We start from the raw sequence: 19,322 nt of genomic DNA, 5'->3' as shown, positions 1-19,322 counted from the left end.
GGTAGAGCACGTCGATGTAGTCGGTTCCGAGGCGCTTCAAGGAGGCCTCGACGACCTCGACGATGTGCTCGGGACGGCTGTCGGCCTCGGCCGTCGTGCCGTCCTTCAGCTTCATCGGGAAGCCGAACTTCGTGGCGATGAGGGCCTGTTCACGGCGGCCCGCGAGGGCGCGGCCGAGCAGCACCTCGTTGTCGTGGGGACCGTAGGCCTCGGCGGTGTCGAAGAGGGTGTAGCCCAGTTCCAGTGCCCGGTGGACGGTGGCGACCGACTCACGGTCGTCCGTGGCGCCGTACCACTGGCTCATTCCCATGCAGCCGAGGCCGAGCTCCGAGACCTCCAGCCCCTGACGGCCCAGCTTCCTGGTGGTGAGCATGCCTGCTCCTTCGCACTCGGTGGTGGGGATCGCGTCGCAACTGAAGCACATAGATGTACTGGAGTTCAATAGTCGACTCGAGGTCACCGGAATCCCCAGGGCGCCCCGGTGGGGCCACGGGCACCTCGTGCGCAAAGGCGCCGTCAAAATCCGTTCATGTGGCGTTTGTTACACACGATCCCTCCGCCATGACCCGCCCTTAACGACACCTTCATCAAAAGGACTTCGGATCAAGTTTGTTCTTCGGTATAGATTTGGACTACTGACTCGTCAGGAAGGCGCGGATGTGAACACAGTCGAACCGATCGCGATCATCGGTATGGGATGCAGGTTCCCCGGGGCACCAGGGGTGGAGGAGTTCTGGAAACTGCTGGAGAGCAACACCGATGCCGTCGTACCGGTGCCGCGGGACAGGTTCGACGTCGCCGCCTGGTACGACCCGCGGCCCGGCACGCCCGACCGGCTGATCTCCCGTCACGGCGGCTTCCTGGACGGCGTGTTCGACTTCGACGCCGCCTTCTTCGGGATATCGCCGCGCGAGGCGCGCACCATGGACCCGCAGCAGCGCCTGCTCCTGCACGTCGTGTGGGAGGCGTTCGAGGACGCCGGCATCCCGCCCTCCACGGTCCGCGGCAGCGGCACCGGAGTGTTCGTCGGACAGGCGACCGCCGAATACGGCGACGCGACGGGACCGTCGGCCACGGCGGAGGTGCGGGCCATGGCGGGCAGCAGGCTGCGCGCCGTCACCGCCGGCCGCGTCTCCCACGCCTTCGACCTGCGCGGGCCCAGCCTGGTGCTGGACACCGCCTGCTCGTCCTCCCTGGTCGCCCTGCACAGCGCACGCCAGAGCCTGCTCACCGGGGAGTGCGAACTGGCCGTCGCCGCCGGGGTCAACACGATCCTCACGCCCACCGACGCGGTCGCCTACTCCCAGGGGCGGATGCTCGCGCCGGACGGCCGGTGCAAGTTCGGCGACAGCTCCGCGAACGGCTTCGTGCGCAGCGAGGGCGTGGGCACAGTCCTGCTCAAGCGACTGTCCGACGCGCTCGCGGACGGCGATCCGGTGCACGCCCTGCTGCTGGGCAGCGCGGTGACCAACGACGGCGACGGCAGCGGCCTGCTCCTGCAGCCCGCGGTGTCCGGGCAGGTGGCGATGGTCCGCTCCGCCTGGCGCAGCGCCGGGGTGAGCGGGTCCCAGGTGGACTACGTGGAGGCGCACGGCACCGGTACGACCGTCGGTGACGGGGTGGAACTGCGGGCGCTGGCCGAGGCGTTGGGGGCCGAGGACAACGCCGGGGCACCGCTGCTGGTGGGCTCGGTGAAGACCAACATCGGCCATGCCGAGGCCGCCGCCGGCATCGCGGGCCTCATCAAGACGGTGCTCGTGGCCAAGCACCGCACGGTGCCCGCCTCGCTCCACCTGACGTCACCCCACCCCCAGCTCACGGAGCCCGGCTTCCCCGTCACGGTGGCGGACCGCAACACGCCACTGCGCCCCAGGGGCGACCGCGCGGTGCTCGGAGTGAGTTCGTTCGGCCTGTCGGGGACCAACGCGCACGCGGTGATAGGCGAGTACGTCCAAGAAGCGGCATCACGCCCGGACACCGACACACCGCGGTCGGCCGAGGACGCGGGCCCGCACCTGCTCGTCCTCAGCGCCCGCACCCCCACGGCCCTGCGCCGGCTGGCCGCCCGCCACGCCGAGCATCTGGGGCCGGACGGGCCCGGCCGCGGCCAACGGCTGCGGGACATCTGCCGCTCGGCTGCGACGGGCCGGGACGCACACCCCTTCCGTCTGTGGGCCGTCGGCCACTCGCACGACGCCCTGGCCGACGTACTGCGCGCCCTGGCGGCGGATGAGCCGACGCCCGACGGCGGGATGCACGAGGCGGGCTTCGACGGTCCGCGCGAGGTCGCCTTCGTCTTCTCCGGGCAGGGTTCGCAGTGGCGCGGCATGGGCCGGGAACTGCTGCGGACCTCCGACGCCTTCCGCGCGGCACTGACGGAGTGCGACGCGGCGGTGCGCGAGGAGCTCGGCTGGTCGGTCGTGGACCTGCTGCTGGACGACAGCGCGGAGCTCGCCGACGCCGTCGAGAAGGTGCAGCCCGCGTTGTGGGCCGTGGAGGTCGCGCTCGCGGCCCACTGGCGCGGCATGGGGGTGGAACCGGACCTGGTCGTCGGACACAGCATGGGAGAGGCCGTGGCCGCGTGCGTGGCCGGTGCCCTGTCCGTGCGGGACGCGGCGCGGGTGATCTGCCGCCGCAGCAGCCTGATGCAGCGCCTCGCGGGCCGCGGCGCGATGCTCGCCACGGAGCTGTCCCCCACCGAGGCGCACGAGCTCGTCGAGGCGTACGGCGACGACGTGTGCGTGGCGGTGGAGAACTCGCCCAGCGCCACCGTGCTGGCCGGCGACGCCGTCGTACTGGACAAGATCGCCGGCGAGTTGGAGCGGCGCGACGTCCTGTGCCGCAGGGTCAAGGTCAATGTCGCCTCCCACTCCCCCCTCATGGACGAGATACGCGACGACCTGCTGGCACGGCTGGCGGACGTGGCGCCGGCGCCGCCGCGGACGGAGATGGTCTCCACCGTCCGGTGCGCCTCCGTGCGGGGCGCCGACCTCGACGCGGCCTACTGGGTGGACAATCTGCGCCGTCCGGTGCGCTTCGCCGAAACCGTGCGGCAGCTCGCCGAAACCCGGGACGTGATCTTCGTGGAGGTCAGCCCGCATCCGTTGCTCGCCCAGGCGATCGACGACGTGCAGAGCGCGGCCGGCGTGGCGCCGAAGGTGGTGACCACGCTGGTCCGGCTGCAGAGCGAGGCGACGGCGACCGCCCGTGCGATGGGCCGGGCGTTCTCCCTCGGCGCCCGGGTCGACTGGCGGCGCTGGTACGGCGACGACAAACGCCGAATACCGTTGCCGCTGTACACGTGGGATGCGGAGGACCACCGCGTCGAGAGCGTCCCGTCGACGGCTCCGGTGCGGCTGTACGAACGTCAGGTCCGGCTGTCGCGGCTGGGCGTCGCGGACCTGGACACGGGTGTGTCGGTGCGCGGACTGTCCCCCGTGCCGCCCGCGGTGTTTCTGCAGGCGGTCGCCGAGGCGGTGCGCGACCTGGTCGGCGAGGGACCGGTCGAGCTGCTCGACACCCGCATCGGTGACGGGCTGCCGCTCCTGTCCGACGCTCCGCGGACCACGGTGCGGATCCGGTTGGATCGATCGGCCGGGGCAAGGGACTCGCTGGCCGGGGAGAGGAAACCCCTTACGGGAGAAGGGGAGTTCACCTTCGCGGTCGAGGTGGTCTCCGAGGGGTCCGGCGCGCCCGCCCTGTGCGTGGCGGGAACCGCACGGGCGGCGGCGACACCGGCCCACGCCTCCGGGCTCGCCCCGCTGGACGGCGCGCTGACCCGGTGCGGCGAGTACGTGCCTGGCGCCGAGTTCTACCGGCGGGCGGAGGCCCGCGGGTACTCCGTCGCCCCGGCGCTGCGCACCGTACGACAGGTGTGGCGGCGGGAGGGCGAGGCGGTGGCGCGGTTGCACGCGCCCTCGGGTGCGGTGAGCGGCGCTCTGGAGGCCGGTCTGCTGGCCATGCTGGGAGCCTGGCCGCACTCCACGGCGGCGGACGACCCGACGCGGGCCCATCTGCCCCTTTCCTTCGCCCGCGTCCTACTGGCCGACGCACCTGGCGGCGAGTACTGGAGCACGGCCCGCTCGGCCCCCGAAGCCGACCGGGACCGTACCCGCTGCGATGTCCTGCTCACCGCGCCGGACGGGCGTGTGCTCGCCGAGTTCGAGGGCATCGCGATGGTCCGGTCGCCGGGCCGGTCCGACGCGGCGCACCACGAACCCGACGCGATGACGGCGGCCACCGCGCCGGCGCCCGCGGCGCTTCCTCCCGTCGAGCGGGCTCCCCTGCCGAAAGCGGAGGCCGACCGGTCGCACGCCTCCCGTCCGCCCGCGGAGCGCCTCTTCATCCATACCGCGACGATGCTCGGCACCACCGTCGACCGGGTCGATCCACGGCGGTCACTGCGCGACCTGGGCCTCGACTCGCTGATGGCGACCCAGCTCAGGCGCATCCTGCACCGGGAACTCGGGGTGGATCTCCCGACCAGCCGTCTGCTGGGCAACGAGAGCGCCGCCGCCATCGCGGCCGACCTCCGCGAGGAGGCGGCGCCCTAGGGCCGCTGAGGCCTGTCCTGGCGACCACGTCGCCTTCAGCAGGAGCGGTCGTACCGCGCTACACGCGGTACGACCGCTCCTGCGTTCAACGCGTCACGTACCGCACCTAGAACCGCAATGCATTAATGGACTACGGTATACCGATACGGTCGCCGTGGACCCGGTCTCTTGGCACGACGGTAGGGATGCCCGTCGTCGACTCCGAAGGTTCGCGGAGACGTCCGGTCGGAGCCGAGAGAAAGAGAGAGCCGATGACGGTTGAGAATTCCCAGCCCGTACGTCCCCCCGGCCGGCGGGAACGGAGCAGGCAGCGCATGCACGACCGCCTGTACACGGCAGCTCTGGAGCTCTTCGCCGAGCAGGGGTACGAACGCACGACGATCGACCAGATCGCGGAACGCGCCGATGTCGCCCGGGGAACGTTCTTCAATCACTTCCAGCGCAAGGAAGACGTCGTCACGACGTGGGCGGAGCAGCGCCAGGACGACCTGCGGACCTTCATGGACAAGTCGCTCTCGCACAAGGACGACGACGCCACCGTCCAGTTGGAACGGTGCATGGCCGCCCTGGCCGATTTCAACGAAGCGGAGCCGGACCTCACCCGAGTGATGCTGACCGCCTGGGTCAGGTCGGGCCAGCCCCTCCTCGAGGAGCCCGACTACGCGGGGCACGTCTTCACCCAGGTCATCACGATGGGGCAGACCCGCGGGGACATCGCCCGCGACATCGACCCGGTGGTGGCGGGCAACATGCTGCGCGACGCCTACCTGGGGCTTCTCTACCGGTGGACGCAGGCCGCCGACGGCAGGGCCCCCCTGCACGTCGAACTGCGCGCCCTCCTGCGGATCGCGCTCACCGGCGTCCTCTCCTGGACCCGCACCTCGAACGCGCCCCTCCGGGACCGCTGACGGCACCGGCCGCAACGAGCGAACCCCGCCTCCGGAGTACCGGAGGCGGGGTTCTGTGGAGCGCCGGGCAGGCCTTGCACCTGCATCTCCCCGCAGGAAGCGGGGCGTCTTTCCTTGGACCACCAACGCGAGGTCTGCCGCCGAGACTTCCGGCGGTCTGCTCAAGATCGATCATAGCCCATTCCAAGCCGCCGACGGCGCACGCGTCAGGCCGCCGACGGTCGGGCGTACTGGAGAAGGTGGTCGGCGAGCAGGTGCAGAACCGCCTGGCTGTGGTCGCTGTTGCGGTCGACGAGCCAGGTCATGTTCAGGCCGTCGATCACCGAGTGCACGTACCGCGCGAGGATCGGCACGGGCTGCGTCCACTCGATCCCGGCGTTGTCGGCGGCCAGTTCGAGCAGGGAGGCGAAGGCGGCCAGGAAGATCTCGTACTGTCTCCTGGCGATGTTCTCGAAGCCGGGATTGCGCAGCGCGTACTGGGTGAGCTCGTAACTGATCTGATGCTCGCCGGGGTTGGCCTCGAACCCCTTCCAGAACGCGTGCAGGCTGTCGAGGACGCTGTCGCGGATGTCCCTGTGCGGCGCGAACAGGCCCCGGACCTCGGCGACGTAGCGCTCGGTGAGGGTCTCGGTGACGCGTTCGAGGAGCTGCGCCCTGGAGTCGAAGCAGTAGTGGAAGGCCCCGAGGGTCATACCGGCCTCGTTGACGATCGCACGGGTGGTGGCCTTGGCCACGCCGTCACGCGTCATGACCCGGATCGCGGCCTCGAGGAGCTCGGCCCTCCGGTCGCTCGCCGCCATACGGGACACACGATCTCCCCTCTTCACCTGCGGGTTCGTCCGCCAGGATAGCCAGACCCACGGGCCGCACGTCGGCTCGGAGCGCGGATCCGCCAAGAAGTAAGTCAAGCGTCCAAGACTCTTGACTTACTTCCGCGCGGTGGGCGACCGTAGCGGAACCCGACGCCTGGCACGAGCCCCCTCAGGAGGCGGAAGTGCGACCGCAAGCCACTGTCGTTCTGGACGGATTCGGCACGCTGGAGTCCCTGCGCTGGCACGACGGCGCGCTGTGGTTCTGCGACTTCGCCCACGGGACGGTGCACCGCTGGGACACCCTCGGGGAACCGGAGACCGTCCTGGAGGTCCCCGGCCGGGCCGGCGGCCTCGGCTGGCTGCCCGACGGGCGGATGCTGGTCGTCTCGATGGACGGACGCCGCGTCCACCGCCAGGAACCGGACGGCTCCCTGGTCGTGCACGCGGACCTCGGCGACATCGCCGGCGGCCCGGTCAACGACATGCTCGTCGACGGGCAGGGCCGCGCCTACGTGGGCAATTTCGGCTTCGACTACCACGGCTTCGTCCGACAGCGGCCCAACGCCATGCTCTACGCACCGCCGGGCCCGCCCAGGGCCCCGCTCGCCTGCCTGTCACCGGAGGGCGAACTGCTGGGCCTGAGCGAGCCGTTGGTGTTCCCCAACGGCTGCTTCCTCATCGACGAGGGGCGGACCCTGCTGGTCGCCGAGACACTGGCGATGCGGCTCACCGCGCTGCCCGTGCTGCCGGACGGACGGCTCGGCCCGCCACGTCCCTGGGCTCCGCTGGTCCCGGCCTGGCTGTGGCAGTCCCTCAACCGTCCCGGGCTGCGTGGCCGGATCACCCGGCGGGTCTCGTCCCTGCTGGACCACCAGGCGATCGCCGACCGCTCCGACACCCCCATCGCCCCGGACGGCATCGCACCGGGCAAGGACGGCACGGCCTGGGTCGCCAACGCGCTGCGCGGCGAGTGCGTCCGGGTCGGCCCCGGCGGCACGATCCTGGACCGCGTCGCCACCAGCCAACGTACGCTCAGCTGCCTGGTCGCGGGCCCGCGCGGCGACACCCTGTACGCCGCCACCGTCCCCACCGACGACCCGGAGCGCGCGGCACAGCTCGACGGCGCACGGCTGGAGGCGTACGTCCTGCCGTCCTGACCGCGGACGCACGGGCCCTCCCCGACAGCGGGCCCGCCCCCTTCGCTCGCGGACACGCGCACTCCGTCCACGGGGACATCCCCCGCCCGCCTCCTGGGAGTTCACATGCACGGACATCGAACGGGCGATGCCGCCCACGGCACTTCGTACGGCGCCCACGACGACACCTCGTACGGCAGCGGCGGCACATGCCAGGAGAGGCCGCGATGAGCGTGGTCCTGGTGACCGGCGCGGCCAGTGGCATCGGCGCCGCCACCGCGCGCGAGGCGGTGCGCCGCGGCCATCGGGTCGCCCTCGCCGACATCGACCTGGCCGGTGCTTCCCGCCTCACCCACCGACTCGGCCCCGCCGCCTGCGCTGTCTCCCTCGACATCCGTGACCAGGACGCCTGGGAGGAGGCCTTCGACGCCGTCGCGGCCCGGCTCGGCCCCGTCGAGGTTCTCGTCAACAACGCCGGGATCATCCACACGGGATACGCACGCCAGTTGTCCCTGGAACAGCACCGCCACATGGTCGAGGTCAACCTGCTCGGCCCGATGACCGGGACGCTGACCGCGCTGCCCCGGATGCGCGCCCAGGGGCACGGGCACATCATCACCGTCTGCAGCATGAGCTCGTTCCTGCCGCTGTCCGGCTACACCACCTACGGCGCGACCAAGCACGGGCTGCGCGCCTTCCACCACAGCGTGGCGATCGAGGAACGGGGCGGACCGGTGACGTTCAGCATCATCCACCCGCCCGGCACCCGGACGCCGATGCTGGAGCAGGAGATGGCCGACCCCAGCGCGGTGATCACCTTCGCCGAGAAGCCGCTCACCCCCGAGAAGGTCGCCTCGGTCATCGTCGACGCGATCGTGAAGAAGCCGGTCGAAGTCGTCCACCCCGCCGTCGGCGGACGCGTTCAGCGGGTCGCCGGGGTGTTCCCCCGGCTGATGCGCTTCGTGATCCCCAAGGTGGCGGCCATGGCGGAACGCCGCAGTAGGAGCATCGCCCCGGCCACGGCCGTGGTGCGCGAGCGAGGAGACACCAACCGATGACCACCGACACCGCCACCACCCCGGCCCGGTCCGCCCCCGCGGAACAGGGGCGCTTCGACCGGTTGCGGGCGGCGACCGCGGACCTGGAGCCGCCCTTCGGCGTCATCGATCTGGACGCCTTCGACGCCAACGCCGTCGACCTCGAACGCCGCTCGGGCGGCAAACCGATACGGCTCGCGAGCAAGTCGCTGCGCTCGCGCGCCCTCATCCGCCGGGCTCTCGCCCGCCCCGGGTTCCAGGGCATCCTCGGCTTCACGCTGCCCGAAGCCCTGTGGCTGGCCGAGGAGTTCGAGGACGTCGTCGTCGGCTACCCGACCACCGACGCCACCGCCCTGCGCCGGCTGGCCGCCGACGAACAACTCGCCTCCCGGATCACCCTGATGGTGGACTCCGTCGAGCACCTCGACCTCGTGGACGCCGCGACCGGCCCCCGGCAGACCCGTGTCCGCGTCTGCCTGGAGCTGGACGCCGCCCTGCGACTGGCGGGCGGCCGACTCCACCTCGGGCCGCGCAGGTCCCCGGTGCACACCCCGCAAGAGGCGGCCGCGTTCGCCCGCGAGGTCGCGGCCCGTCCGGGCTTCGAACTGACCGGAATCATGGGGTACGAGGGCCAGGTCGCCGGCCTCGGCGACAACCAGCCCGGTTCGCTGCTCAAGCGGGCCGTCGTGCGCGCGATGCAGCGTTCCTCCGTCAAGGAACTGCGCCACCGACGGGAGGCCGCGGTCGCCGCCGTACGTGCCGTCACCCCGCTGCGGTTCGTCAACGGCGGCGGCACCGGCAGCCTGGAGACCACCACGCGGGAGGACGCCGTCACCGAACTCGCGGCGGGCTCCGGCCTGTACGGTCCCGGGCTCTTCGACTTCTACCGGTCCTTCCGGCCCGTCCCCGCCGCGTACTTCGTGCTGCCGGTCGTACGCCGCCCCTCCCCGAAGATCGCGACGCTCCTGGGCGGCGGATGGATCGCGTCAGGGCCGCCCGGCAAGGACCGGCTGCCCACCCTGGCCTGGCCCCCCGGCCTGCGCGTCACCGCCACCGAAGCGGCGGGCGAGGTGCAGACCCCGCTGCTCGGCAAGCCCGCGCAGGTCCTGCGCATCGGAGACCGGGTGTGGCTGCGGCATGCCAAGGCCGGTGAACTGTGCGAGCGGGTCGGCGAACTCCACCTGGTCAGCGGCGGCGAGGTGGTCGACACCGTGCCGACGTACCGGGGCGAGGGCCGGCACTTCCTGTGACGGCCCGTCCTGCGGGCAAGGTGACACCATGACCCGCATCACCGACCGAACCGTCCTGATCGTCGGTGCCTCCTCGGGCATCGGCGCGGAGGTGGCACGCCGACTCGCGCACCACGGCAACCGGCTGGTCATCACGGCACGGCGCGCGCCCGAACTCGCCTCCGTGGCCAAGGAGATCCGAGCCGCGGGCAGCGCCTGCCTGGACATCGCCGCCGACGCCCTGGACCCGGGGGCGGCCTCCGCCGTGGTGGCCGCGTGCGTCGCGGAGTACGGATCCGTCGACATCGCGCTCCTCAACGCCGGCCAGGGACCGGACATGTCCATGGACCAGGTCACCGTGGCCGACATCGCACGGATCACGGCCCTGAACTACGACGTCGTCGTCCACTACATCGTCCCGCTGATCGCACAGATGAAAACCCAGCGCGCCGGAGGCCTGATCGCCCACACCAACTCGCTGGCCGGCCTGATGGGCATCCCCCGCCAGGGCCCCTACTCCGCCGCGAAGGCCGCTGCCCGCACCCTCATCGACACCGCCCGCGTCGAACTCGCGCCCCACGGCATCCGGTTCACCAGCGTCCACCCGGGCTTCGTCGCAACCGACCGCGTCGGCGCCGACGGTCTCCCCAAGCCCTTCCAGGTCAGCCGGAAGCGCGCGGCACGACACGTCGTACGCGCCCTGGAAAGAGAACCGGCACAGGCCTACTTCCCCTGGACCACGACAACCCTGGTCCGCACCCTGCGCGCCCTCCCCACGCCGCTCTCCGCCCTGATACTCCGCAAACTGGCCTCGAGCTAGAGGTGGGAGTGGCTTCAGGGTTCGATGACGAGGCGTTCCACGAGGTCGCCGCGGAGCGTGAACCGGTAGCGCAGGTCGACGGTTCCGCCGGGGAAGTCGCCCTCGAGGTGGTGCGTGGCGGTGTAGTGGCTCGCGTCGGTGCGCTCGGCCCCGGTGAGATCGATGGTGTACGTGAACTCGGTCGCCGACCGGTTCAGCCACCGCTCGACGGCGGCGGTGCCCTGGTAGGTGTTGCCGTCGTCGATCACCGTGGCGTCCTGGGTGAACGTGGCGATGGCCACGGCGGTGTCGTGGGCGCGGTGCGCCGCGAGATAGCGGGTGATCACCTCGGGCAGGGTGTCCGGAGCGATGGCTCGGTGCTGGTCGTGCTTCATGGCGGGCCTCCCGGTGGTGGGGTCTTTCAGGTGCTGTGGGTGAGGGCGGTTCACACCGTGGGGGTAGTGCCGCCGTCGATGACGTGCTCGGCGCCGACGATGGCCGAGGCGCGGTCGGAGACGAGGAAGGCGACGAGTTCGGCCACTTCCTCGGGACGGTTGGGACGGCCGAGGGGGATCCCGCCGAGGGAGTCCATGAGCCGGGCCAGTGCCGCGTCCTGGGTGATGCCGGCGTCGTGGGCGATCCTGGCGACCAGGTGGTCGGCGGCGGTGGTCTGGACGAAGCCCGGTGAGACGGTGTTGACGCGGATGCCGTGCGGGGCGACCTCGTTGGCGAGGCCCTTGCTGTAGGTGGTGAGGGCGGCCTTGGCGGCGGCGTACGCGAGGGTTCCGTTCCACAGCGGCATGCGGCGCTGGATCGATGTGACGTGCACGATGGCGCCCTTTCCGGCCGCGATCATGCCGGGCAGCAGCCCGCGGTCCAGGCGGACGGCGGCCAGCAGGTTGACGTTCAGTTCCCTGGCCCAGTCGTCCTCGCCGAGTGCCGCGAAACCCCCGGCGGGCGCCTCGGAGCCGCCGAGGGTGTTGACCAGGATGTCGACACCTCCGAGCCGGGCCTCCACCTCACCGACCACCTGTGCGGCGCCGTCGGCCGTGGACAGGTCGGCGGCGATGAACGTCTTCTCTTCGATCTCGTCGGGACGGCTGCGGGCGGTGACGAGTACGGTCGCGCCGGCCTGGGCGAGGCGCCGGGCGATGGCGGCGCCGCTGCCTTTGGTACCGCCGGTGACGAGGGCACGGCGGCCGTCGAGGGATTCGCCGGGGTGGTTGGTCATGGTGGCTCCGTTCCCGGGTGCGGGCATGCCGAGCAGCGCCGGCCCATTACTGCTAAAATAGAAGGTACTAACTTCGACTTTAGCAGTAACTGAAGGGGCGGTCGCCGTGGCGAGCCGGATCAGGCTGGAGGACCGGGAGTGCCCGCTGTCCACGACGGTGGAGCACGTGGGCGAGTGGTGGACGCTGCTGATCCTCCACGACGCCTTCGACGGCTACACCCGCTTCGACCAGTTCCAGGAGAACCTGGGAATCTCCTCCAGCATGCTCACGGCCCGGCTCAAGAGCCTCGTCGCGGACGGACTGCTGGAGCGTCGGCCGTACCAGACCAACCCCGTACGCCACGAGTACGTCCTGACGGAGCTCGGTCGCTCGCTCCGCCCGGTGATCGTCGCCCTGGCCGCCTGGGGCAACTCCCGGCTGGCACCGCGGGAGCGCAGCATGATCCTCGTCGACGCGGACAGCGGCGAGGAGGTCGAGCCCGTCGTCGTCGACGCCAGGACCGGCCGCCGGCTCGACAACAGCGACGCCTTCGTCTTCACGGCGGGCCCGGCGGCGAGCCCCGCCATGCGCGACCGCTACCCGAACGGGTCGAAGACGGAGAGGTGAGCGGCCTCGGCGGCTGAACGCCGCCTCCGCGACCGCTCAGCCCGGTGGGAGGGGGCGATGGCCGGGCGGCACGTCCGGCGGGGGCAGCTCGCGTCCCAGGCGGGCGAGTGGGGACAGGGCCATCAGCGCCGGGGACAGCATCATGCCGGCGGCCGTCACCAGGAGGCTGGTGCGCAGCCCCCACTCCCCCGCGAGAAAGCCGCCGAGCAGCGAGCCGAGCGGGGCGGCCCCCATGCCGACGAACGTGATCGTCGCGGCCACGCGGCCTTGCATCCCGTCCGGGGTGACGGCCTGCCGCACGGCCATGACCGTGACGTTCACCAGTTGGCCGAAGGTCCCGAACACGAAGTTGACCGCGACGAGCGAGGGGATCGTCACCGCGGAGGGGCCGCTCAGCGCGGGCACGCACAGCATCACGCCGTCGCCGAGCGCCGCCGCCGACACGAGCACCACGCCGTGACCGAACCTGCCCGGGAGCCGGGCGGCCAGTACAGAACCCAGGAGCGCGCCCGGCCCCGTGGCGGCGAGTGTCAGCCCCACGACGCTGCCCGACAGGTGCAAGTCCCGTGGCAGGAAGAGCAGATAGCCGGTCATCGTCGCCGCGAAGGAGAACTGGAAGGCGGTCGAGGCCAGACCCACGGTCCGTAGCCAGGTGTCCCCGGCGACGAAGCGCAGGCCCTCGTGGATCCGGCGCCAGACCCGAGGGGCCCGTCCCGACCGCTCGGGGACCGATTCGCTGCGCGGGATCCGCCGGATCGAAAGGAACGACCCCGCGAAGGACAGGGCGCAGGACCCGGCGGCGATCGGCGCCGACAGAAGGGACACCAGCGCGCCGCCCAGGGCGGGGCCGATGATCTGCGCCGCCGAGCGGCTGCCCTCGATCGCGCTGGTGGCCCGCGTCAACCGGTCGCGTTCCACCAGTCGTACGAGAGAGGCCTGGTACGCCACGTCGAAGAACACCGACAGGGCCCCGACCGTGAAGGCGACCACGAGGAGTGCCGGCAGGCCGAGCCCGCCGAGGAGTCCGGCCAGGGCGGCGCCGCCCAGCGCCAGGGCCCGGCCGAGGTCCGCCAGCACCATCACCGTGCGGGTCCGCCATCGGTCCACCCACGCGCCGACGAGGAGCGCGAGCAGCAGGGTCGGTGCCTGCCCCACCGCGCGCAGGACGCCCAACCGGCCGGCATCGGCGTCAAGGGTGAGAACCGCGATCAGCGGAAGGACCACCAGGCTCGCGTGTTCGCCGAGTTGGGAGGCCGTCTGCCCCACCCACAGCCGGCGGAAGTCGGCGTCGCGCCGGAGGGCCGACGGAACAGGACGCCCCGAGCCGGACGCGGAGGAAGACGGGGAGGACGAGGACGAGGAGGGCGGACAGGAGGAAGCGTCCGGCACAGGAAACCCCTTGGGTCGCGCAAGACAGAGCCCGCCACCCGGCGCACGTCGAGGACGCAGACGGTTCAGGTGGGGGAAGGCTCGCTGTGCCGCGCATCAAGGGCAGCACGCGATGACGGGCCGCTCAGGGCCTACGACGTCAACGCGCGCTCGGACGACCGGGCATGTCTCGACTCCTCGGGAATCACACTCGCTGCCCGCAGCCTAACCTCCGACTGATCGGCGCGAAAGGGGAATGCCTACGCGGCAGTTGAGGTGTTCAGGTCCCGGTTGACGGCACGGGCGGCGCCCTCGACGGTCGTGACGCCGTCGGCCATCGTGCGGTTGTCCTGGGAGAGCACGACCATTCCGTAGTCGTGGCCGCCGCCGGTGAACGCGCCGACGCTGTGCACCCGCCAGCCGTGGGTGTCGCGCGGCAGCCAGCCGTTCTTGACCTGAACGGTCGCCGTCGCGGGGGCCCCGGCGGGCGTTCCCCAACGCTGCTCGGGGACGACCCGGTTCATGAGCCGGAGGGCATACGTACGCGCGTCCTGGTCGAGGACGGAGTTGTCCGAGGTGAGCAGTCGGAGCAGCCTCAGCTGGTCCTCGGCCGTGACCTGGGTGTGCCCCCAGTAGCCCTTGGGCCCGGGGACGGTGTCCCCCATCCCGGCCAGGGTCAGGAAGTGTTGGATGCCGGCGTGGCCGATCTGGTGCCAGAGGGCGTTCGTCGCGTCGTTGTCCGACTTGGTGATCATGGCGGTGGTCAGTTCCACCTCGTGAGCGGTCAGGGCCCGGTGCTGCTCCATGCTCTGGCGCAGCAGCGCCCCCAATATCGTGACCTTGACCACGCTCGCCGAGTCGAAGGCGGTGTCGGCCCGGAAGCCGCAGGAGGTCCCCGTGGTGCGGTCGTACAGCGCGAGCGCCGCGGCGTGGTCCCGCCCGTGCAGGGCACCCGCGATGTCCTTGGACAGCCGGGCCGCGAGCCCTGGCCGCTGCGAGGTGCACTTCACCTGGGAGCCGCCGACGGTGGCGGTGGCTGCGGAGGTGGCGTCGGCGGTGCTCGCCTGGGCCGGGGTGGCGGCGAAGAGCGCCGCGAGCGCCGACCCGGCGGCCGCGGTCGCGGCCAGTCCACGCCGCGCGCGGCGCAGTGCGTGCATGTCCGGCATGAAGATTCCCTGCTCTGTGTCTGCGGTCACATCGGGAGCCCATGCGCGGGCCCATCTCGAATCCCGAATGACGGCGACGCTACAGGGACGGAAGAGACCTCGGTGGGCGGTAAATACGCCTATGCCTGAATTGGGAGGTTTTTAGCCGTGTGACATTCATCAACCCATTCATCCCTGCGGATGGTAGTCACAGCTGGGGGGACGCCGGAGAAGGAGCCTCCGTCATGGTTCGCCGGCGGCGTGGCACGGGCCCGAGCAGGACGTAGCCCGCCGAACCGGCGGCGAAGGCGAGCCGGATCAGGCCGCAGACACGGTCCGAGGGCACCAACAAGGTGCTGCCGTACAGAGAGAGCAGGGCGATCCAGCTCCACCACGGCACCAAACGACGCTGCCCGACCGCGTCCCACAGCAGGGTGCCGAGCAGGATCGAGGCGCTGTAGTAGGTGTAGACACTCGGGTCCAGTGCGATGCGGGCATCGGCGCCGAGCAGCACGACCGCGGGCCAGCGGCCTCTGAGTACCGCCAGCGCGCCGAGACCGAGTCCCAGGAGTACTTGGGCCGGGCGGTCCCACCAGGGCGTGGCCGGGGCCAGGACGCCCAGCCAACGCAGCGCCGAAGCGGGCTGGTTGGCGATGGTGAATCTGGCGGCGGCAGCCGAGTTGAGATGGGTGACGTAGAACGGCAGCCACGCGACGGCCACCAGGCCGACCGTCCAGAGCGCGGAGTTGCGTCGTTGCGCGGCCGGGAGGGCGAGCAGCAGAGCCGCGAACGCCAGCGCCCAGGGTTTCGAGTCCACCGCCAGCGCGAGCATGATGCCCACCGTGCGCCCTTGGCCCCGCACCAGGGCACGTACGGCCAGAGTGGTGAAGAACAGCGCGAGTACGTCGTCCAAGTGGGCGAAGCGGACCGCCACTTCGACCCACATGGGAATGAAGGCCACCCCTGCCACGAGCACCCGCTGCTGGAGTCGGCGGTGGTTGAGTCCCGTGCCGCGGTTGTGGTCGGCCGCAGTGCGGCCGACCAGAACCAGCATGTAGAGGCCGAGTGCGGACATCACCGCCTCCGCCAGCACCTCCGCCATGTGGGGTGGCAGCGGGGCGAACAGCGCGGCCGCCAGAAAGCTCACGGGGCCTATCTGCAACTCCGGATGGTTGGCGTAGATGGCCAGGCCGCCACCCGGAACGGCGCCGAAGAGCAGCTGGCCCCCGGTGCGCAGGTAGTGCCAGGAGATCCCCCCGTGTCTCTGCACCAGCAGGAACCAGAGCAACGTCCACGCCGCCAGGACGACGATATGGGGTCGTATGCCCTTGCGTTGCTGTCGCATGACCCAGGGGACGGCCCGGCCCGCGGCGCGGCCACCCGTTCCGCGGTGACTTTGCTCCGGGTCCTGCGCCTGTGTCGATCCCCCCGCGTCCTCGCGGCCCTCGTCCCACCGCACAGGCGCCTACCGCGCCAACTGATCGGCGACGTCACGGACCGGTGCGCACCGGTCCCCCACTGGAAGATCCGCGCCTTCCATCAACACCCCTTGTCGTTCCCTCACCCGCGGCACAGACCGCGGGCGGCTCCCCCGCGGGCTCCGGCACTCAACCGCCTGCCGCCACGACAACCACTCTCAGGTGCGAGGCGCTGAACTCGCGTTGTCCGTACCGCCGGAGACATGTTCCGAGAGCCTGGTCACGGCCCTCGCTGCTTGCCCGCGCTTACGGATCAACCCTAGACATACATTCGGGCGCGACTTGCAACACAGGGGAAACACACACCCCACTCTCACCAGCCGCGCTGTTCGGCCGACGCGCGAGAGGCCGCGGCGAGGACTCCGTCCAGGATGACGTCCAGAGCCCAGTCGGTGCGGCTCGGGCCGTCTCCCGACACGAGCGTGTCGCCGAGCCGGGCGATGTGGGGGTAGCGCGCCGGGTCCGCGGTGGCGATCTTCGCGGCCAGGGCGGAGAACTCGTCGGACTCCTGCGTGGCGGACTTCGGGGAGCTGTGTTCGACGGCCACGGCGGTGGGATACAGCAGCAGGAGGTCCATGGCCCAGGCCGCTTCCCGGCCCGACACCCCGCCCTCGTCGAGGAGGCCGAGGATCGCGTCGACCAGCGCCAGGTAGTTCGGGCCGCTCGGCTGCGTGGACATCGCCATCCGGGCGATCTCCGGGTGCCGGAAGAGCACCTCTCCATAGCCGACCAGCAGCGCCTTCAACCGGTCCCGCCAGGTCCCGGCCTCCGGCGCGGGCGCCTTCACCGGCCCCAGCAGGGAGTCGAGGATCTGCGCGTGCAGGTCCCCCGTGTTGCGGACGTAGACATAGAGCGACGCGGGCCCGGTGTCGAGGGCCGCGGCGATGCGGCGCATCGTCACCTTGCCCAGCCCCTCGTCACGAAGGATCGCCAGCGCGGCGTCGATGATTCCCTGCCTGGTCAGGGCGGGCTTCGCCGGGCGTTCCCGTCGGCTGATCGGAGCGGGCTTCTCTGGAGTCATGCCGCACAAGGATAACGAACATGTTCGTGAAAAACAAGTTCGTATCGAACGGTGCGAGCACACGGCGCGGGCAAAGGGCGCGCCGGACACCGCCACGGGGTCGCCACGCCCGTGCCTCGGGCGTGACGACTCCGCATTCCTCACACCGCGATCCCGTTCAGCTCGGCCAGCTCCTTCTCGGGAAGGACCAGAGCGGCAGCGGCGACGTTGTCACGCAGGTGTGCCACCGAGGAGGTGCCGGGGATGAGCAGGATGTTCGGGGAACGCTGCAACAGCCAGGCCAGGGCGACGGCGACCGGAGTGGTCTCCAGCCGGCCCGCGACCGCGTGCAGGGTGTCCGACTGCAGCGGGGAGAAACCGCCGATGGGGAAGTAGGGCACGTAGGCGATGCCCTGCTCGGCCAGGGAGTCGATCAGCGCGTCGTCGGCGCGGTTCGCGAGGTTGTAGAAGTTCTGCACACACACGACGGGCGCGATGGACTGGGCTTCCCTGATCTGCTCGGCGGAGACGGTACTGACACCGAGATGCCTGATCAGCCCCTCCTGCTGGAGCTCCGCGAGCACGGTGAACGGTTCGGCGAGCGAACCCGGCTCGGGAGCGTCGAGCCCTCCGACCCGCAGATTGACGACGTCGAGTGCGTCCAGGCCCAGGTTCTCGAGGTTGCTGTGCACGGCCTGGCGCAGCTCGTCGCGCGACAGCGCCTTCGGCCAGCCTCCCTCGGCGTCCCGCAGTGCTCCGACCTTGGTCACGATGTGCAGGCCGGCCGGGTAGGGGTGCAGCGCTTCCTTGATGATCTGGTTGGTGACGTAGGGGCCGTAGAAGTCGGAGGTGTCGATGTGTGTGATCCCCCGCTCGACCGCCTCGCGCAGAACGGCCACGGCGGCGTCCCGGTCGGCCGGCGGCCCGAACACGTGCGGACCGGCGAGCTGCATGGCGCCGTAGCCCATGCGGGTGACCGTCAGGTCCTTGGCCATGGTGAACGTTCCGCCGTGAAGTGACTGCACGGTCATGTCGATGCTCCTGTTTGTTCGGTGGGGCGGTGGGGCTGAGTGGCGGTGGGGCTGAGTGGCGGAGTGGCGGTCGCGGGGTCTGGCACGCGTACGTGGTGACGTACCGGCTGGGACTACCAGGGAAGGGTGCCTTCGGCGTCGAAGAAGCCCCCGGTGGGACCGTCGGGGCCGATCTGTGCCATCCGGACGATGATCTCGGCGCCCTGCTCGACAGTCTGGATGCCGGTGTTCCCGTTCAGGTCGGTCTTGGTGAAGCCGGGCTCCACCGCGTTGATCCGCATGTTCGGGAACGCCTTCGCGTACTGCACGGTGATCATGTTGACGGTGGTCTTCGAAGCCGGGTAGGCGACGCCGGGGTAGGCGTACGCCGGGGTGCTCGCATCGCTCACCCGGGCCAGCGAGGCCAGCCCACTGCTGACGTTGACCACCACCGGGGCGGCCGAGGCCTGGAGCAGCGGGAGGAAGGCGTGGGTGACGCGCACCATGCCGAAGACGTTCGTCTCGAACGTCTCCCGCATCACGTCGGCGGTCACGTCCGCGGCGCCGAGCACGGAGTTGCCCTCGCCCCTCGACTCGATGCCCGCGTTGTTGATCAGTACGTCAAGCCCGCCCTCGGCCTCGACGGCCTTCACGGCGGCCCGCACCGACGCGTCGTCGGTGACATCGAGCTGGACGGCCCGGGCGCCCAGCTGTTCGGCGGCCCGGCGTCCGCGTTCGGCGTCCCGGCTGCCGACGTAGACCGTGTGACCCGCGGCGACGAGCCGGCGGGCGGTCTCGTGGCCGAGCCCCTTGTTCGCTCCGGTGATGAGTGTTGTCGTCATGACTCCACCCTGCGACCGGACGATGCGCACAACCAGTAGCCCGGCTTTCCTGGGACTGTCGGTACCAGGCTCGTACGCGTCCGGCGGCGCGCCAGGAATCCGTCTGCGCATGACGGCGGCTCCGGCCACGGGAACGACAGCGGGGCCCTGCCGAACCGAGCGCACCA

Annotated in this window: 17 protein-coding genes; 7 read left to right on the top strand and 10 right to left on the bottom strand. The window is 71.1% G+C overall.

Annotation, left to right across the window (positions count from 1 at the left end; all coding sequences use genetic code 11):
* On the bottom strand, positions 1-373 hold a 373-nt coding region (locus KVT44_RS32640; protein ID WP_217570775.1), incomplete at its 3' end, for an aldo/keto reductase.
* A gap of 286 nt (positions 374-659) precedes the next feature.
* Between KVT44_RS32640 and KVT44_RS32635 the strand changes: the two genes are divergently transcribed.
* Positions 660-4,553: a type I polyketide synthase gene (locus tag KVT44_RS32635; protein WP_217570772.1), complete on the top strand. Its 3,894-nt coding sequence runs from the start codon at positions 660-662 to the stop codon at positions 4,551-4,553.
* A gap of 314 nt (positions 4,554-4,867) precedes the next feature.
* The gene (locus KVT44_RS32630; protein ID WP_217570770.1) at positions 4,868-5,461 is read left to right on the top strand and encodes a TetR/AcrR family transcriptional regulator; all 594 of its coding nucleotides are present in this window, start codon (positions 4,868-4,870) and stop codon (positions 5,459-5,461) included.
* A gap of 206 nt (positions 5,462-5,667) precedes the next feature.
* Here the strand turns inward: KVT44_RS32630 and KVT44_RS32625 are convergent, their stop codons facing one another.
* Positions 5,668-6,261 (bottom strand): TetR/AcrR family transcriptional regulator, encoded by a 594-nt coding sequence (locus KVT44_RS32625; RefSeq protein WP_054228878.1) that lies wholly within the window; start codon positions 6,259-6,261, stop codon positions 5,668-5,670.
* Positions 6,262-6,455: 194 nt separating this feature from the next.
* On the opposite strand from KVT44_RS32625, the gene KVT44_RS32620 reads away from it, so the two are divergent.
* From KVT44_RS32620 to KVT44_RS32605, 4 genes are all read left to right on the top strand, one after another.
* Positions 6,456-7,430, top strand: coding sequence for an SMP-30/gluconolactonase/LRE family protein (locus tag KVT44_RS32620; protein WP_217570768.1), 975 nt, complete (start codon positions 6,456-6,458; stop codon positions 7,428-7,430).
* 206 nt (positions 7,431-7,636) lie between these two features.
* Positions 7,637-8,467 (top strand): SDR family oxidoreductase, encoded by an 831-nt coding sequence (locus KVT44_RS32615; RefSeq protein WP_217570766.1) that lies wholly within the window; start codon positions 7,637-7,639, stop codon positions 8,465-8,467.
* A complete protein-coding gene (locus tag KVT44_RS32610; protein WP_217570764.1) occupies positions 8,464-9,696 on the top strand; it encodes an amino acid deaminase/aldolase in 1,233 nt (410 codons plus the stop codon). The genes KVT44_RS32615 and KVT44_RS32610 overlap by 4 nt, the downstream gene beginning before the upstream one ends.
* Before the next feature lie 28 nt (positions 9,697-9,724).
* A complete protein-coding gene (locus tag KVT44_RS32605; RefSeq protein WP_217570762.1) occupies positions 9,725-10,495 on the top strand; it encodes an SDR family oxidoreductase in 771 nt (256 codons plus the stop codon).
* Between the two features lie 14 nt (positions 10,496-10,509).
* On the opposite strand, the gene KVT44_RS32600 is transcribed toward KVT44_RS32605, so the two are convergent.
* Positions 10,510-10,869, bottom strand: coding sequence for a nuclear transport factor 2 family protein (locus tag KVT44_RS32600; protein ID WP_217570760.1), 360 nt, complete (start codon positions 10,867-10,869; stop codon positions 10,510-10,512).
* A gap of 50 nt (positions 10,870-10,919) precedes the next feature.
* Entirely contained in the window at positions 10,920-11,705 is a 786-nt protein-coding gene (locus tag KVT44_RS32595; RefSeq protein WP_217570758.1) for an SDR family oxidoreductase, read from the bottom strand.
* A 106-nt stretch (positions 11,706-11,811) separates the two neighbouring features.
* Here KVT44_RS32595 and KVT44_RS32590 point away from each other — a divergent pair, with 106 nt between their 5' ends.
* Entirely contained in the window at positions 11,812-12,312 is a 501-nt protein-coding gene (locus tag KVT44_RS32590) for a helix-turn-helix domain-containing protein (RefSeq protein ID WP_180293106.1), read from the top strand.
* A gap of 36 nt (positions 12,313-12,348) precedes the next feature.
* On the opposite strand, the gene KVT44_RS32585 is transcribed toward KVT44_RS32590, so the two are convergent.
* The 6 genes from KVT44_RS32585 to KVT44_RS32560 all read right to left on the bottom strand — a co-directional run bounded on the left by KVT44_RS32585 (position 12,349) and on the right by KVT44_RS32560 (position 19,155).
* Complete coding sequence (locus KVT44_RS32585) at positions 12,349-13,701, bottom strand: MFS transporter (RefSeq protein ID WP_217570756.1); 1,353 nt, start codon at positions 13,699-13,701, stop codon at positions 12,349-12,351.
* A 239-nt stretch (positions 13,702-13,940) separates the two neighbouring features.
* Positions 13,941-14,837, bottom strand: a complete 897-nt coding sequence (locus KVT44_RS32580) for a serine hydrolase (protein WP_217570819.1) — start codon at positions 14,835-14,837, stop codon at positions 13,941-13,943.
* Between the two features lie 196 nt (positions 14,838-15,033).
* Positions 15,034-16,170, bottom strand: a complete 1,137-nt coding sequence (locus KVT44_RS32575) for a hypothetical protein (RefSeq protein WP_217570754.1) — start codon at positions 16,168-16,170, stop codon at positions 15,034-15,036.
* Positions 16,171-16,616: 446 nt separating this feature from the next.
* On the bottom strand, positions 16,617-17,324 hold the full coding sequence (locus KVT44_RS32570) for a TetR/AcrR family transcriptional regulator (protein WP_217570752.1): 708 nt from the start codon (positions 17,322-17,324) through the stop codon (positions 16,617-16,619).
* A 140-nt stretch (positions 17,325-17,464) separates the two neighbouring features.
* Positions 17,465-18,334: an aldo/keto reductase family oxidoreductase gene (locus KVT44_RS32565; RefSeq protein WP_217570750.1), complete on the bottom strand. Its 870-nt coding sequence runs from the start codon at positions 18,332-18,334 to the stop codon at positions 17,465-17,467.
* 113 nt (positions 18,335-18,447) lie between these two features.
* Positions 18,448-19,155: an SDR family NAD(P)-dependent oxidoreductase gene (locus tag KVT44_RS32560; RefSeq protein ID WP_099925846.1), complete on the bottom strand. Its 708-nt coding sequence runs from the start codon at positions 19,153-19,155 to the stop codon at positions 18,448-18,450.
* Positions 19,156-19,322: the final 167 nt, after the last annotated feature.

This window comes from Streptomyces sp. GbtcB7, assembly GCF_019091445.1.
In the GTDB taxonomy this organism is placed as follows: Bacteria; Actinomycetota; Actinomycetes; order Streptomycetales; family Streptomycetaceae; genus Streptomyces; species Streptomyces mirabilis.
The sequence above is the reverse complement of the archived record's forward strand: the minus strand, read 5'-3'. Positions and strand labels throughout refer to the sequence as shown.